The 14076-nt window shown below is 60.7% G+C and carries 14 protein-coding genes, 4 tRNA genes and 1 riboswitch; of the genes, 9 read left to right on the top strand and 9 right to left on the bottom strand.

The window, feature by feature from the left end; genetic code table 11:
• Positions 1-228: 228 nt before the first annotated feature.
• Positions 229-1482 (bottom strand): UDP-N-acetylglucosamine 1-carboxyvinyltransferase, encoded by a 1254-nt coding sequence (gene murA / locus Q4D83_RS06920; RefSeq protein ID WP_303174147.1) that lies wholly within the window; start codon positions 1480-1482, stop codon positions 229-231.
• A 26-nt stretch (positions 1483-1508) separates the two neighbouring features.
• Between murA and Q4D83_RS06915 the strand changes: the two genes are divergently transcribed.
• A complete protein-coding gene (locus Q4D83_RS06915; protein WP_303174145.1) occupies positions 1509-2081 on the top strand; it encodes a cob(I)yrinic acid a,c-diamide adenosyltransferase in 573 nt (190 codons plus the stop codon).
• Between the two features lie 47 nt (positions 2082-2128).
• On the opposite strand, the gene ramA is transcribed toward Q4D83_RS06915, so the two are convergent.
• Together ramA and Q4D83_RS06905 are read right to left on the bottom strand one after the other, a co-directional pair.
• Complete coding sequence (gene ramA / locus Q4D83_RS06910; RefSeq protein ID WP_303174144.1) at positions 2129-2971, bottom strand: acetate metabolism transcriptional regulator RamA; 843 nt, start codon at positions 2969-2971, stop codon at positions 2129-2131.
• An 18-nt stretch (positions 2972-2989) separates the two neighbouring features.
• Positions 2990-3340, bottom strand: coding sequence for a hypothetical protein (locus Q4D83_RS06905; protein ID WP_303174143.1), 351 nt, complete (start codon positions 3338-3340; stop codon positions 2990-2992).
• A 473-nt stretch (positions 3341-3813) separates the two neighbouring features.
• Positions 3814-3994, top strand: a riboswitch (cobalamin riboswitch).
• A 912-nt stretch (positions 3995-4906) separates the two neighbouring features.
• Here Q4D83_RS06905 and cysK point away from each other — a divergent pair.
• From cysK to Q4D83_RS06890, 3 genes are all read left to right on the top strand, one after another.
• A complete protein-coding gene (gene cysK / locus Q4D83_RS06900; protein WP_303174142.1) occupies positions 4907-5842 on the top strand; it encodes a cysteine synthase A in 936 nt (311 codons plus the stop codon).
• 101 nt (positions 5843-5943) lie between these two features.
• The gene (epsC, locus tag Q4D83_RS06895) at positions 5944-6534 is read left to right on the top strand and encodes a serine O-acetyltransferase EpsC (RefSeq protein ID WP_303174141.1); all 591 of its coding nucleotides are present in this window, start codon (positions 5944-5946) and stop codon (positions 6532-6534) included.
• Positions 6535-6537: 3 nt separating this feature from the next.
• Entirely contained in the window at positions 6538-7218 is a 681-nt protein-coding gene (locus Q4D83_RS06890) for a GNAT family N-acetyltransferase (RefSeq protein ID WP_303174140.1), read from the top strand.
• Between the two features lie 7 nt (positions 7219-7225).
• Here Q4D83_RS06890 and Q4D83_RS06885 read toward each other — a convergent pair whose 3' ends face one another.
• The 3 genes from Q4D83_RS06885 to Q4D83_RS06875 all read right to left on the bottom strand — a co-directional run bounded on the left by Q4D83_RS06885 (position 7226) and on the right by Q4D83_RS06875 (position 7830).
• Positions 7226-7549 (bottom strand): GNAT family N-acetyltransferase, encoded by a 324-nt coding sequence (locus Q4D83_RS06885; protein WP_303174138.1) that lies wholly within the window; start codon positions 7547-7549, stop codon positions 7226-7228.
• 113 nt (positions 7550-7662) lie between these two features.
• Positions 7663-7735, bottom strand: a tRNA-Phe gene (locus Q4D83_RS06880).
• Between the two features lie 21 nt (positions 7736-7756).
• Positions 7757-7830 (bottom strand) — tRNA-Asp (locus tag Q4D83_RS06875).
• A 263-nt stretch (positions 7831-8093) separates the two neighbouring features.
• Here Q4D83_RS06875 and Q4D83_RS06870 point away from each other — a divergent pair.
• Genes Q4D83_RS06870 through Q4D83_RS06855 form a run of 4 tightly spaced genes read left to right on the top strand, consistent with a single transcriptional unit; the run spans position 8094 to position 11434 of the window.
• Positions 8094-8996, top strand: coding sequence for an ABC transporter ATP-binding protein (locus Q4D83_RS06870; protein WP_303174137.1), 903 nt, complete (start codon positions 8094-8096; stop codon positions 8994-8996).
• On the top strand, positions 8993-9760 hold the full coding sequence (locus Q4D83_RS06865) for an ABC transporter permease (RefSeq protein ID WP_303174135.1): 768 nt from the start codon (positions 8993-8995) through the stop codon (positions 9758-9760). Before Q4D83_RS06870 ends, Q4D83_RS06865 begins: the two co-directional genes overlap by 4 nt.
• Positions 9761-9782: 22 nt before the next feature.
• Positions 9783-10832, top strand: a complete 1050-nt coding sequence (locus Q4D83_RS06860) for a sensor histidine kinase (protein WP_303174133.1) — start codon at positions 9783-9785, stop codon at positions 10830-10832.
• Complete coding sequence (locus Q4D83_RS06855; RefSeq protein ID WP_303174132.1) at positions 10829-11434, top strand: response regulator; 606 nt, start codon at positions 10829-10831, stop codon at positions 11432-11434. Before Q4D83_RS06860 ends, Q4D83_RS06855 begins: the two co-directional genes overlap by 4 nt.
• Positions 11435-11507: 73 nt before the next feature.
• Here the strand turns inward: Q4D83_RS06855 and Q4D83_RS06850 are convergent.
• The 3 genes from Q4D83_RS06850 to Q4D83_RS06840 all read right to left on the bottom strand — a co-directional run bounded on the left by Q4D83_RS06850 (position 11508) and on the right by Q4D83_RS06840 (position 12535).
• Positions 11508-11581 (bottom strand) — tRNA-Asp (locus tag Q4D83_RS06850).
• A 30-nt stretch (positions 11582-11611) separates the two neighbouring features.
• Positions 11612-11684: transfer RNA gene (locus Q4D83_RS06845), tRNA-Glu, on the bottom strand.
• 131 nt (positions 11685-11815) lie between these two features.
• Positions 11816-12535 carry a GNAT family N-acetyltransferase gene (locus Q4D83_RS06840; protein ID WP_303174130.1) on the bottom strand — a complete coding sequence of 240 codons (720 nt, stop codon included), beginning with the start codon at positions 12533-12535 and terminating at the stop codon, positions 11816-11818.
• A 153-nt stretch (positions 12536-12688) separates the two neighbouring features.
• Between Q4D83_RS06840 and Q4D83_RS06835 the strand changes: the two genes are divergently transcribed.
• Entirely contained in the window at positions 12689-14038 is a 1350-nt protein-coding gene (locus tag Q4D83_RS06835; protein ID WP_303174129.1) for an MFS transporter, read from the top strand.
• The last annotated feature ends 38 nt before the right edge of the window (positions 14039-14076 follow it).

Here is a 14076-nt window from a genome sequence, read left to right as displayed (position 1 = left end):
CAGCAACCAACCACAACAAACAGCCACAACCAGCCAACAACAACAAAACAAAAAAACGACACACTATCGAGTTCTCAAACAACACAGCCAAACCACAACAACAACCAGAACCAAACTCCAGCCCCTGCCACAGCGACCCGACTAAATCTACACACCCCACCACAAACCAACAAACCCCCAGCGTAATGGGGGTTTATTTGGGGGCCTTGAGAGGCGTCGAAAAGCGTCTTACACGCGTTCCACGTGTGCGCCTAGAGCGTTCAGTGCGGACACAAAGTGCGGGTAGCCCCGATCAATGTGCTCCACATCGTGCACTTCCGTCACCCCGTCCGCGCACAACCCGGCGAGCACCAAACCCGCCCCAGCGCGAATATCGGAGCTCCACACCGGCGTCGAGGAAAGCTGCTCCACGCCACGAATGTGCACGTAGTGGCCGTCGGTGAAAATGTCGGCACCCAAGCGCTGCATCTCCTCCACAAAACGGAACCGCGCCTCAAATACGTTTTCGGTAATCGTGGTCATGCCGTCAGCCACCGCGGCCAACCCAATCGCCATCGGCTGCAAGTCCGTAGGGAACCCCGGGTACGGCAACGTGCCAAAATTGCGCAACGCGCGCGGCCGAGAATTCATGGTCACACGAAAACCCGTTTCATAGGTTTCCACCTCCGCGCCGGTCACCTTGAGCATCTCCAGCGGCAGGTGCAGCAACTGCGGGGGAACGCCCACCACGGTGACGTCGCCACGCGTCATCGCCGCCGCATACGCCCAGGTACCAGCCACAATGCGGTCCCCGATGACGTGGTGCTCCGTGGGGTGTAGCTTCTCAACGCCACGGATCCTAATGGTATTCGTACCCGCGCCAGTGATATCCGCGCCCATCGCGTTGAGCATGTCGCACAGATCAACAATCTCCGGCTCGCGGGCGGCATTATCCAGCTCCGTCTCCCCCTCCGCCAGCACCGCAGCGGTCAGAATATTCTCCGTCGCCCCCACAGACGGGAAGTCCAAACGAATATTCGCGCCCACCAACTTGTCCGCCTCGGCGACCAAGCAACCGTGGCTGATGTGGGTGGTCGCCCCCATGGTTTCCAGCCCCGTTTGGTGCATGTCCAGCGGGCGGCTGCCAATCGCATCGCCGCCCGGCAACGCCACCACCGCGCCCTTACAACGCGCCGTTAGCGGACCCAACACACACACGCTGGCGCGGAACTGACGCACCGCCTCGAAATCCGCGTTACGACGCAGCTCAGCCGGCGTATTGATATACACCGTCGTGCCGCGAATATACACATCGCACCCGAGCCCCTCCAGCACCGCGCGCATCAGCTTCACATCGTAAATCTCGGGGCAGTTATGGATGGTGGTGACACCCTCCGCCAACAACGCCGCCGCCATCAGCTTCAGCACACTGTTTTTGGCGCCAGAAACCTGCACCGTGCCCTGTAGCCGAGTCCCTCCGGTTACCAAAAAACGTTCTTTCACCACTCCTACACTAGTAGCGTGAAGGTATGGCTGTGCACTTAACAAAGATTTACACACGCACGGGCGACGACGGCACCACCGCACTCGCCTCATTCGAACGTGTACCCAAAGACGATCCGCGGCTCGTGGCGTACGCCGATTGCGACGAAGCAAACAGCGCGATCGGTCAAGTGCTCGCATTGGGCGCACCCTCAAACGACGTCGCCGCCGTCCTCCGCCGCGTGCAAAACGAGCTGTTCGACGCAGGCGCCGACTTAGCGACACCACTCGAAGACAACCCGAAGTACCCGCCCCTACGCATCGAACAGGAATACATTGATCGGCTGGAGCAGGATTGTGACCGCTTCAACGCCAACCTGCCGAAACTCTCGTCCTTCATCCTCCCGGGAGGCACCCCCGCCTCCGCACTGCTCCACACCGCACGAACGATTGTCCGGCGCGCCGAACGTGCATCCTGGGCCGCCGTCCGCGCCTTCCCGGACTCCACGACGACCCTCCCCGCGACCTACCTGAACCGCCTCAGCGATCTCCTTTTCATACTCGCCCGTATAGAAAACAACGGCGAAGACATTCAATGGATCCCCGGCGGCGAACGGTAACGCTTATCGACGCCGCGGCAGCACCGGGGCGTCGATAAGCACAAGCGTTACGGCAACGCGCCGATGCGGCGAGCAGCGTTGACGGCCTCGTAGCGAGTGTGCGCACCCAGCTTACGCATCACCGAACGCAAGTAACTCTTCACGGTTTCCGCGCCAATACCCATCTCCTCGGCGGCCTCTACGTTGGTGTGCCCCAGCGCCACGCACGCCAACACATCCAACTCTCGGGCGCTCAACTTGGTGGTCTGCTTGACGCGGACAGGCGTCACCATCTGGTCGCACAGCTCCTCCAACTCCTTGCGCAAATCCTCGTCGCCCACGCGGTTCGCAAGCATGCGCAACTTGGAATGCGTCGAACGAACCTGCTCCCACTCCGCGCCATTCATCACCCGACCCGACTTCAACGCACCCGAACGCCCCCCGTCCGCGCGCCGGAACGCCGCATTCACCGCAAGATCCTGCTCCAAGCTACGGGCCGTCATGGTGACCTCCTCGATCACCTTATCCCCCAGTCGCACCGGGGAATGCACCCCCACATACAACACGCCGCGCACCTCTCGTTGCACGATCACAGGCACCGCCACAATCGAAAACAGACCCTCATCCTGGATGACGTTGTCATACTCGTGGCTAATCACGTTCGCGCGCGTGTAATCGCTCACGCCCACCGGCCGGCGGGTGGTCATCACCCGGCCGCCGACACCGCACCCAGCCTCGATAATGAGGTTCTGCAGCGCCGGGGTCCGCAACCCAACCCAAGCGCCAATCTGCAACCGCCCGTCAGGCAACGCAGTAGCAAACATTGTTACGGGAATCCCCGTCGCGGTCTTCAGCGACGTCAACGCCGCCCGGATCGCATCCTCATCATCCTTGATGCGCTGAGAATCCACACTTACCTCCTGCAACAATCACGAGGCGTACCGGCACGCCTCGCTGACCTCGATGTTGTCGACATTTCCGCACACTCCGATACGCGCCCAACCGCCAACGGCACCCGTGAACCCAGTGGCCCAAGTGGTTTCGGCAACACCGATCGTGTCGGTATCCCGGCATTCCCGAAAACCAACGCAGACGCCGCAAGCAAGCACACCCGCATCGAACATAAGAAAACTCTTAGAGGTGAAGTATAACGCCATACCGGGGGTGCGCATAGTCCCTTTTTGCCAAGATTTTCCGGCGGCGCTGCCCATTTGGTTTTGCAATAGGGGTAACCGGAGGCTATCAAAATCGAAAATCTCCCCCTTAAAAGGTGCCCCCATATTTTTCCATTGCATCACAAGTTTCAGCTATTATCCATGTGGATCGCGGGGGTGAATTGTAGAACAACGCAGCATCTCTGCAGGTGGACCCAGACTAAACCGACAAAGCTTCGAGCCACTACCAGACAAATTTAAAACACGTTCGCCAATACGCCGTGCCCTTAGTATCGGCATTCAGTTTGATACCACTTTCCGCCGTCCCGATTAACGTTATTGAGTTTCAAAATCTCAAAGGATGGACACAGCGTAATCAATATCACGTTGCGGAGGCTCGCGACAGCGCCGCAGCGGCGAGGCTGCGGTGGACAGACGGGCGTCGAAAGCCGTGCGATGACGGCCCAACAGCACGCGTACGGGCAACGCGTTAACGCCGCGCGAACCTCGAACAAAAACACTGGTGAAGCCGCATTTTCAAAAGTTCGCGGTGCCCCTCGAAACCTCCCCCGCAACACAAGCCACACGAAAACCAGCTATTCTTAAGAACGCAACTGATCCGCGCGAGCGAGCCCCCAACAAGGCATCAACCCGGGCGGAGCCCCAGGGAATCCAGTGCAAATCTGGAACTGTCCCGCAACGGTAACCAGTCAGCCACGTGAGCATCCGCGCACACGGCCAGCCGGAAGTCCGATACCTGGCAGTTGTGCTACAACTTCACCCGACTTCATTGGAAAGTCAGCAACTTGGCGCCACACCTACCAAAGGCGGCACCCTTTCGTGAGACTCAACAGCGCCAACGTTGACCCACCCAATGCAAAAGGAAAGTTGCAGCGCCGACCATGCCCGCGGATAGGCATCGTTCGGATCGCGAGGAACGTGCCCCTTCACGGGCACCACAACCTGGGCCCCGCCCCTTCGGATAACACCGGCCCAGCAACACACTCCCCGCGAAGTGCGCCCGAACGCCCCGCCGCGGGCATGTTCAATTTCCAAACCCCACGTACCACGCCCATATCCTGGGGAACTCACTGGGCGCGTGGCGGGTGTCGAATCTGCCTGATGCTTGGCTCGGCCGCACCGTGAACCACCCCGTCAACCTGGGGAAACCACCAGGTGGCCGGCGGGTGTCAAATCTGCCTCAGGCAGATTCCGCAGGGCGGTTTCCACCACCTCGGCAATCAGCGCCCCTACAGGTCCCGGTGTCGAATCTGCCTGATGTCTAACCGAGCAGCACCGTGAACCACCCCGACCACCTGGGAAAACCACCAAGTAGCCGGCGGGTGTCAAATCTGCCTTAAGGCAGATTCTGCAGGGCGGTTTCCACCACCTCGGCAATCAGCGCCCCCTGCAGGTCCCGGTGTCGAATCTGCCTGATCTACCAGAACTACCGCCCGCTTCTACCAGAACTACCGCCCGCTCTGCCGACCGCACCTTCCGCCACCTAAACCAACTCACCCAAACCACGGCCGGCGATCCCGGCGGCTACCCCCAACCACCGGGAAATAGACCAGCTTTCAGACCGCCTAGTCTAGATTTTACCGGCATCCACATGTATCCTTTGCTGTAGTCGTTGCGCATGGGCATTGTTTGCTGGTGCGCGCTGTTCGTTTGTGCTGCAAGGAGTTGTTCATGGCACGTATTCACGCCAACATCACTGAAACTATCGGCAATACTCCCCTGGTTCGTTTAAACAGGCTTGCGGAAGGATTGCCGGCGGACGTGCTTGTGAAATTGGAGTTTTTTAACCCCGCCAATAGCGTCAAGGACCGCATCGGCCGAGCGATTATCGATGCTGCCGAGGCCGACGGTTCCCTCAAGCCCGGCGGCACCATTGTGGAGGCAACATCGGGCAACACTGGTATCGCGTTGGCGATGGTAGGCGCCGCCCGCGGCTACAAGGTGGTGTTGACCATGCCGGAGACGATGTCGCTGGAGCGCCGCGTGATGTTGCGTGGCTACGGGGCAGAAATTTTCCTGACTCCAGGGTCTGCCGGCATGCAGGGCGCGGTAGATAAGGCGAACGAGATCGTCGAGACGCGCGACGGCGCAGTACTCGCACGCCAGTTTGCCAACCCCGCGAATCCCGCGATTCACCGGGCGACCACCGCCGAGGAAATTTGGTCCGACACGGACGGCAATGTGGATATTTTCGTCGCGGGTTTTGGCACCGGCGGCACGGTGTCTGGCGTGGGCCGCGTGTTGAAGGAGCGCAAGCCCGACGTGCAGATAGTCGGCGTAGAGCCGGCGGATTCTGCCCTGCTCACTACGGGCAAGGCGGGCCCCCACAAGATTCAGGGGATCGGGGCGAACTTCATTCCCGAGGTGCTTGACCGCAAGGTCATTGATGACATTTTTACCGTTTCCAACGAGGACGCAATTGCGGCGGCGCGCGCGCTCGGGGCGTCGGAAGGCATTTTGGGCGGCATTTCAACGGGCGCAAACATTCATGTGGCGCTGAAGCTCGCGGCGTTGGAGGAAAACGCTGGTAAGACGATTGTGACGGTGGCGTGCGATTATGGCGAGCGCTACGTTTCCACCGTGCTGTTTGACGATATCCGCAAGTAACGCCCCGCCCGCACTTGCCCTCTCTGCACGCTTGTTGCCGCTGGTTGTTGGCTTTTCGACGCCGCGACAGCGCCCAGCGTGCGCTGCTAGGATGATGCCTTATGTACCGATTGCTTTCGATGCTCCGTGAAGACCTTGCCAACGCCCGTGAACACGATCCCGCAGCTCGCGGCGATGTCGAAAACGCTATCGTTTATTCGGGTTTGCATGCGATTTGGTCGCACCGTGTTGCGCACGCGTTGTGGGTGCGCGGGTTCAAGGGCCCGGCCCGCATCCTCGCGCAGTTTACGAGGTTCGCTACGGGCGTGGAGATTCATCCGGGGGCAACAATCGGCCGCCGCTTCTTCATCGACCACGGCATGGGGGTGGTCATCGGCGAAACCGCCGAGATCGGTGACGGAGTGATGCTGTATCACGGTGTCACCCTCGGCGGCCAGGTACTTACCCAGACGAAGCGCCACCCGACCCTGCAAGATAACGTGACGGTCGGCGCGGGTGCGAAGGTTCTCGGCCCGATTACCATCGGCGAAGGCAGCGCAATTGGCGCGAACGCGGTGGTAACCAAAGACGTGCCCGCGAACCACATTGCGGTGGGCATTCCGGCGAAGAGCAGGCCCAGGCACCAGGACGAATGCGTCAAGCTGGTGGATCCAGACGCTTATGTCGCCCGCGAACGCGGGGCAGGAATTTAGCACATGGATTCACTAGCGACGTTGTGGCCGCCATTCGGGTTGCGCATCGAGGTGGCCGGGGCGGGACGTCGCATTGAATTGCGCGGGATGACCGACGCGGACATTGCGCTGATCGCCGACGTCTCACCCGAAGATGTGTACGGACCAGAAATTCCCAAACACGCCTTCCCTTGGATCTTTAACGCCCCGCCGGACCGCGCCCGCAACAGTGCCCAATACCGGTGGCTGAACCGCGCGACATTTCAGCCGGCAACGTGGTCCCTGGACATGGCGGTATACGACGGCACCGAGCTCATCGGGGTTGCTGATTTGCGGGCAACCGAGTTTGCCTCTCGACGCGCCGTCGCTACCGGTTCGTGGAACCTTTACCGCCATCAAGGGCAAGGGTATGGAACGCTTGTTCGCCACGGGGTCGCGGCGTTTTGCTTCGAACACTTAGGCGCGGAACGGATTGAGTCAGGCTGGATGCTAAGCAACGCGGCGTCGGCACGCGTGAGCGCGAAGCTGGGGTATCAAAAAACTGAGGACACGAAACTGCCCGCCGGCCCCGAAAGCAAACTCATTCCTGGAACGCTAGCCGTACTCACGCGCGAGCGATACCGCGCCGGGTACGAGGATGCACCAGCGGTTACCGTCACGGGATGCACTGAAAACCTGCTCGCGCTTATGGGCGCAGGCAGTTAGCAGCTGGTTAGGAGCCGGGAACGACAAGGTCTGCAAACTCGGGGTTTTTCACAATAAAGTGGCTCACGGCCGAACACGTGGGCTGCACCTTCAGGCCCGCAACCCGAGTGGCGTTCAGTGCCGCCTTCACCAACGGATTCGCATACCCGTGTCCTCGGAATTGGGGGTAAATTTCCGTGTGGTGAAAATCCCGAGCGGCGTTACCGTGGCCGATCGGCACGAGGGTGTACTCCGCAAAGCCCGCTTCGGTCCCGTCGACGGTCAGGAGGAAACGCGAGCTTGGGGCGTCGTGAGTCACGTACACGTCTGGAGTTTGCTGTTCATCGTTCATCTGGCGCACACCGTTCTCTAGTCCTTGGGCAGTGAAACCAACACCCGCGAATGAAAACGCTAATTTTACCCGAACAGAGCAAAAACCCCAACACCGTTCAATGCTGGGGTTTGTGGCCAGAACCAGGATCGAACTGGTGACCTTCCACTTTTCAGGCGGACGCTCTACCGACTGAGCTATCTGGCCAGAGTGCTACAACACACTCAGCGACCCTGACGGGGCTCGAACCCGCGACCTCCGCCGTGACAGGGCGGCGCGCTAACCAACTGCGCCACAGGGCCGTGCAGCAACCTTGGCGGCCTTCCAACCAGCCGCGCTGTGCACGGGATGTAACTATACAGAGACTTCTTTCAACCGCGCAAATCAGCATGTCAGCGTGTTTGTTTGCGATCGGGGCGGGACGTTACATAAAGACGACGCTCACAGCATGAATAGCCGCGGCTAAGGAAGGAAGGAATACCGGGGCAAACAGATGACAATTGTCATCCGAAAAACATGACTTTTAGGCTTCATCCGGGCCCCCTCGCAGGCGGAAGCTGAAAGCATGAGCACCACAGCGATACATACCGACAACCTGGTGAAAACCTTCTCGGATGGCGCCAGGGACTTCAACGCCGTTGACAGAGTGAACCTCACCATCAGCGATGGCGAAATAGTCGCGTTGCTCGGGCACAACGGCGCGGGGAAAAGCACCCTGATCGATATGATCCTGGGGCTAACCACCCCAACAAGTGGCGCACTGGCAGTATTCGGGCGCACGCCACGGCAGGCTATCCACGATGCGAACGTTGGCGCGGTGCTGCAGAGCGGCGGTTTATTGGGGAACCTCACGGTTCGGGAAACTATCGAACTTATCGCTACCACGTTCCCCAAACCGGAACCTACAGAAACGCTGCTCGATCGCACTCATCTGCGAACTATTGCGAACCGCAAGGTGGGGCAATGCTCCGGCGGTGAGCAACAGCGGCTCCGATTCGCGCTTGCACTACTGCCGGATCCAGACCTGCTGATCCTCGACGAGCCCACCGCCGGCATGGATACCGGCGCGCGACACGAGTTTTGGGACACCATGCAACTGCAATCCGAGCACGGCAAAACGATCCTCTTTGCCACTCACTACCTAGAGGAAGCGCAGAATTTTGCCCACCGGATTGTGATGCTCAGCAGCGGCAAGGTCATCGCGGACGGCCCGACCAATGAGGTTCGTGCACTCGCCGGCGGGCACACCGTCACGGTGAGTTTGCCTTCGGGGTTCGACGCTACTTCCGTCCCCGGCGTGCAATCCGTAAGCCACAACGGTAACCGAACGGTTTTCCACACGCATGATTCCGATGCCCTGGCGCGGTATTTGTTCACCAGTACGCCTGCTCGCGACGTCGCTATCAGTCAGTCAACGCTCGAAGACGTATTCCTCGCCCTGAATCACACGCATGGAGTAATGCAATGAACCTCGCTCGCTATATCAACCTGGAGATCCGGCGCATGCTCAAGGACCGCTCCCCGCTGTTCTTTTCGATCGTCCTGCCGGTGCTTTTGTACTTGGTGCTCGACTCCACCAATGTAACCAGCGACCAACCGATTGGCGACGGCAACATCCTCGCCTACTCCATGATCGGCATGGCCATCTACGGCGGAATCACCGGCGCCGTGAGCTCCGTCGGCGGCATCGTCCTTGACGAAACCTCCGGCTGGCAGCGCCAACTCGCCCTCACGCCGTTGCGTACCTGGCAGCGACTCGTCACCCATGTGGCGGTCACTTCGTTGCGCATCTGCCTCCCCGTCGCCGCTGTGTTCATGTGCGGGTGGGTAAGCGGGGCGTCGTTACCCGCCGCAACCTGGGTAATCACCGCGGCGCTGACAGTCGCGGCGTGCGTACCTTTTAGCCTGTACGGACTAGCGTTCGGTACCGCATTTCGCTCACACGGCGCAGTTTCCATCGCCACAGGGTGCATCGTGCCGCTGTCGTTTCTCGGCAATAGTTTCGCGCCGCTGTCCGAAACTATCCTCAGCATCGGCAGGTTTAGTCCCCTGTACGGGAGCACTGCCCTCGCCCGTTTCCCACTCACGCACGGCTTCCAAGCGCTGAGCGACGCCCCCTTCAGCGTCACCGATCCCCTGTGGTACGCGCTCGCCAACATAGCGGGATGGACACTAGTGTTCGCTGGAGTGAACGTCCTGCTCTGGCGGCGAGATCATGGGCGCCTCGCCTAAAAGACCAACTAGGGTGAACACTGTGACCCTGAGATACATGCTCCAAGCAAGCGTGTGGACGGTTTTTCTCATCTACTTCATCGTTGATGTCGCAACCGCCCCACACTTGAGCGCAGTCACAAAAATATTCGCCTACATGCTGCTGGCTGCGTTCGTCGCCCTGTACATCCTCAGCTTTTCCTACATTGCCCGGGCCACGAGGGCGTCGACAAGCATGTGGGTCGGGGCGCTCGCCCTAGTGACGCTGGCGTGTTTCTTCCTCGTGGGGTCCCCCAGCGTCGCCGTCCTCCTGCCGTACGTTGTCGCGGTCGCCGCATTTCGCACCACACTGCGCATCGGGTTGTCGCTCATCCTGGCGGTCGGATCCGGCTTCCTCATCGGGACGATCATCAGTGAAAATTCCTGGCACCAAAACGCCATCATTACCGCTGCGTTCGCCTCCCTTGCACTCATGCGCTACGGCACCGAACTCAGCGAACGCCACCACGTCATGGAACAGCAACTTACCATCGCCACGGAACGCGAACGCGTTGCCCGTGATGTCCACGACATTCTCGGCCACACGCTGACCGTCATCAACCTTAAATCCGAACTCGCAGCAAAACTCCTCGAGCTCGACCCCGCGCGCGCCGCCACCGAAATCACGGACATCACCCAACTCAGTCGCAACGCCCTCACCGAGGTCCGATCCACCGTCACCGGACTGCGCGCCCCCTCCCTTGACACCGAACTCACCGCCGCGACCCAAGCCCTCAAAGCCGCCCACATCACCCCCACCGTTGATGCACTTGTTCATGCTGGCGAGCTGCCCACCGCCACCAATCGAATCTTCGCCTGGGCGCTGCGCGAAGCTACCACGAACATCATGAGGCACTCCGGTGCCCGCCACGTCGCCATCACCATTACCCCCACCCGCCTGACCGTGCGTGACGACGGCCGCGGCATCGGCACCGCCACCCACGGCAACGGCCTCACCGGGCTCCACCAGCGGATCACGGAAGCGGGCGGCACCCTGGACATCCGCTCCGAAACCCGCGGAACCACCATAGATATCATCCTGGAGCAGCCATGATCAACGTCCTTATCGCCGACGACCAAGCCCTCGTACGCGGCGCCCTCGCAGCCCTGCTCGGACTTGAAAAGGACCTCACCATCGTCGCCGAGATAGGCGACGGCACCGCCCTTGTGGACACCGCCCGAACAAGCGGTGCCAACGTTGCCCTCATTGACATCGAAATGCCAGGGCTCGACGGCATCGCCGCCACGGCAGCCCTCCACGCGGCGGTGCCCGAGTGCGCCGCCATCATCGTGACCACATTCGGTAGGCCCGGCTACCTCAAACGCGCCATCGAAGCAGGCGCGCGCGGATTCCTGGTCAAAGACACCCCACCCGCGGCACTCGCCGATGCCATCCGCCGTGTGCACAGCGGCTACCGCGCCATCGATCCCGATCTGGCGGAGCAGTCCCTTTTTCTCCCCGAAAACCCACTAACTAACCGTGAAATAGAAATATGTCGCGCCGCCGTGACGGGAAGCTCCACCGCAGAAATCGCCCGTACCCTGCACTTATCTCCCGGGACTGTGCGTAATCATTTGTCCACCATCATCACAAAAACCCAAGCTAGAAACCACTACGAGGCGGTGCGAACCGCCGAGGAAAACGGCTGGTTATAGATCGGGGGTGGATACAAATAAGTATGGAGGGCGTGAATCCCTTGGGATATTCACGCCCTCCATACTTTCATTGCGACCCTGACGGGGCTCGAACCCGCGACCTCCGCCGTGACAGGGCGGCGCGCTAACCAACTGCGCCACAGGGCCATAAAAACTTGCCGAAGCCGGCTCGTTTTGCACTCCCAACGGGATTCGAACCCGTGTCGCCGCCGTGAAAGGGCGGTGTCCTAGGCCCCTAGACGATGGGAGCTTGTCGCCACAACACTCGGTTGATGCGACTTCACAGAAATATACGCAACCGCATCAATCTACGCAAATCACGCGATGAACTGCGACGATGCGGTTGCGGGCGAGGCGTCGGGACGCTGGGCCGTGGGCCCGCTAAAGGCCCCAGCGTTCGCGCACAGCTTCGACGCCTTCCATTCGAACGGGTGCCGGAAATGCCTCCAGGCGGCGCTGCATCCACTTATCGCGCGGCAGGCGGTAACGCTCCACCTCGACGCGCTCCCCAGCACGGTCCGCCCACGTGCTGCCATTAGGGAAAAATCCCAGCTTACGGGACACGCCGAGCGCCCCGGGATTATCCACGAACGCCGCGGAGTGCACCTCGAGCGCGTCGAACCCTTGGAACAAAAGTTCACAAATGAGCGCGCGCATCTGTGTTCCCCAACCGCGACGCTGGTATTGATGCCCAAGCCAGGAACCAGTCTCCGCTACTCGCGTGGTTGGCCAATCGACACTGCGCGCGATTTGCAACCCGACCGGCTCGTCCTTATACAGCACGGCAAGCTGGAAGTTCAGCACGCCTTCCGTAACGTTGCCGCGATGCTTCCACTGCTGCTGCAAAACCCACCTGGCGCGGTCCTCTGGACTCGACAACGACCACTCCGAATGGAACGGATGTTCCTGCGGCGGCTGATCGCCCTCAGCTGCGACTTCGGCCAGTGTGGCAAGCATGTCGTCGGTCGCCCAACACAGCCGCATGTGCCCCACACTGATGGAAAGTCCCGCGTGCGGCCAGTACTCCGGATTGAACATGTGGACCCACTCCCTTCCAACCTCGGTGCCGCGGTCGTCCCAGCTCCACGCCCGGCGCGGCACGTTCTACCTCCAATTTTGACACAAAACCGCCGCCCCACCCCTAGGTTCGCGCAACTCCCCTACGTTGGTCGGCCCTTAAAGACACTCGACCGACGGTCGGTTGAGGCGTATGCTGGAGCTAGCACACCACCTCAAACTCGAGGACGATCAACAATGAACTCGCAGACTCCGCCGCGCACCCACCGCTCAGGGTTTCAAACATTCCTTCTCATTTGGGCCGCGCAATTCATCGCACGCACCGGCAACGGACTCACCGCGTTCGGACTCGGCGTGTATGTCTACCACCTCACCGGGTTGACAACGCCCGTCGCCATGATCGCCATGGCCAGCTTCCTACCGTCAGTACTCCTCGCCCCATTCGGTGGAGTAATTGCGGACCGGTTCGACCGGCGCATCGTCATGATCCTGGGTGACGCTAGCTCCGCAAGCGGCCTGTTCCTGCTGCTCATCGCACTACACCAACAGGCGTCGGTGGCTGTCCTGTGCGCCTGCGTCGCATTGAGCTCCGTTTGCCAATCCGTGATGGAGCCCGCCTACCGGGCCACCGTTTCCGATCTCCTCACACCGGAGGAATACGCCCGCGCCGGCGGCATGGTGCAGCTCGCCTCCGCAAGCCAATACCTCATCGCCCCGGCGCTCGGCGGCATGCTGCTCGCCCGGTTCAACATCACACTGCTCATCACAATAGACATCTGCACCATGTGCACCACGATTCTGGCCATGGTCTTCGTGTGGCGCACCATCGCCAGCGCCACCCCCACCCAAGAGGAGAACTTCTGGAAACAATTCCGCGACGGGGTTGCGTTTTTCGCGCACGAGCGCGGCGTCCTCACAATGCTGTATCTGATCACCCTGGTCACGTTCTGCATCGGCTTCGTACAGACACTGTTTACCCCGCTCGTGCTTGACCTCGCCGACGAACGCACGCTCGGACTGCTCACGTCAACGGCGGCGTGCGGCATGCTCGTGTCCAGCGGGATCATCGGCGCAAAGGGCACCGGCAACAATCACCTACGTTATCTTTCGCTCGGGTTGCTCGCCGCCGGCATCACTGTCGCCGGGATCGGCGCGCGACCAAACGTCATTGTGATCGCGGTGTTCGCGTTCGCATTCTTCATGACGCTGCCCGTCCTCAACACCAGCCTCGAAGTGCTCGTCCGGGCCGCCATTCCCAACGAAACCCAAGGCCGTATCTGGGGGCTCGTGTCGCTAATCTCCCAGCTCGGCTACCTCATCGCATACGCATTCGCCGGACCGCTTGCCGACCACGTGTTCAATCCCCTCCTCCAGCCCGACGGCGCCCTCGCACCCACCGTTGGCCAGCTCATTGGTGTCGGCGGGGAACGCGGCATCGGCCTCATGCTCCTCCTCGTTGGGGCGCTCCTCGCCGCCATTGCCGCCACCCTTCAACGCTCCCGCAGCGCTCGCAAGCTTCAAACACACTTCCTCAACACACTGGAGGCCACTCGCAACGAACCCAACGGGCGGGACGGCCAATCTTGACGAGCCCACGCGCCTCGGTAACACTTAACTTGCATCAC

Source organism: Corynebacterium sp., assembly GCF_030532715.1.
Taxonomy (GTDB): Bacteria; Actinomycetota; Actinomycetes; order Mycobacteriales; family Mycobacteriaceae; genus Corynebacterium.
Note: the sequence above shows the minus strand (reverse complement) of the source record. Positions and strands in the feature narration are given on the sequence as shown.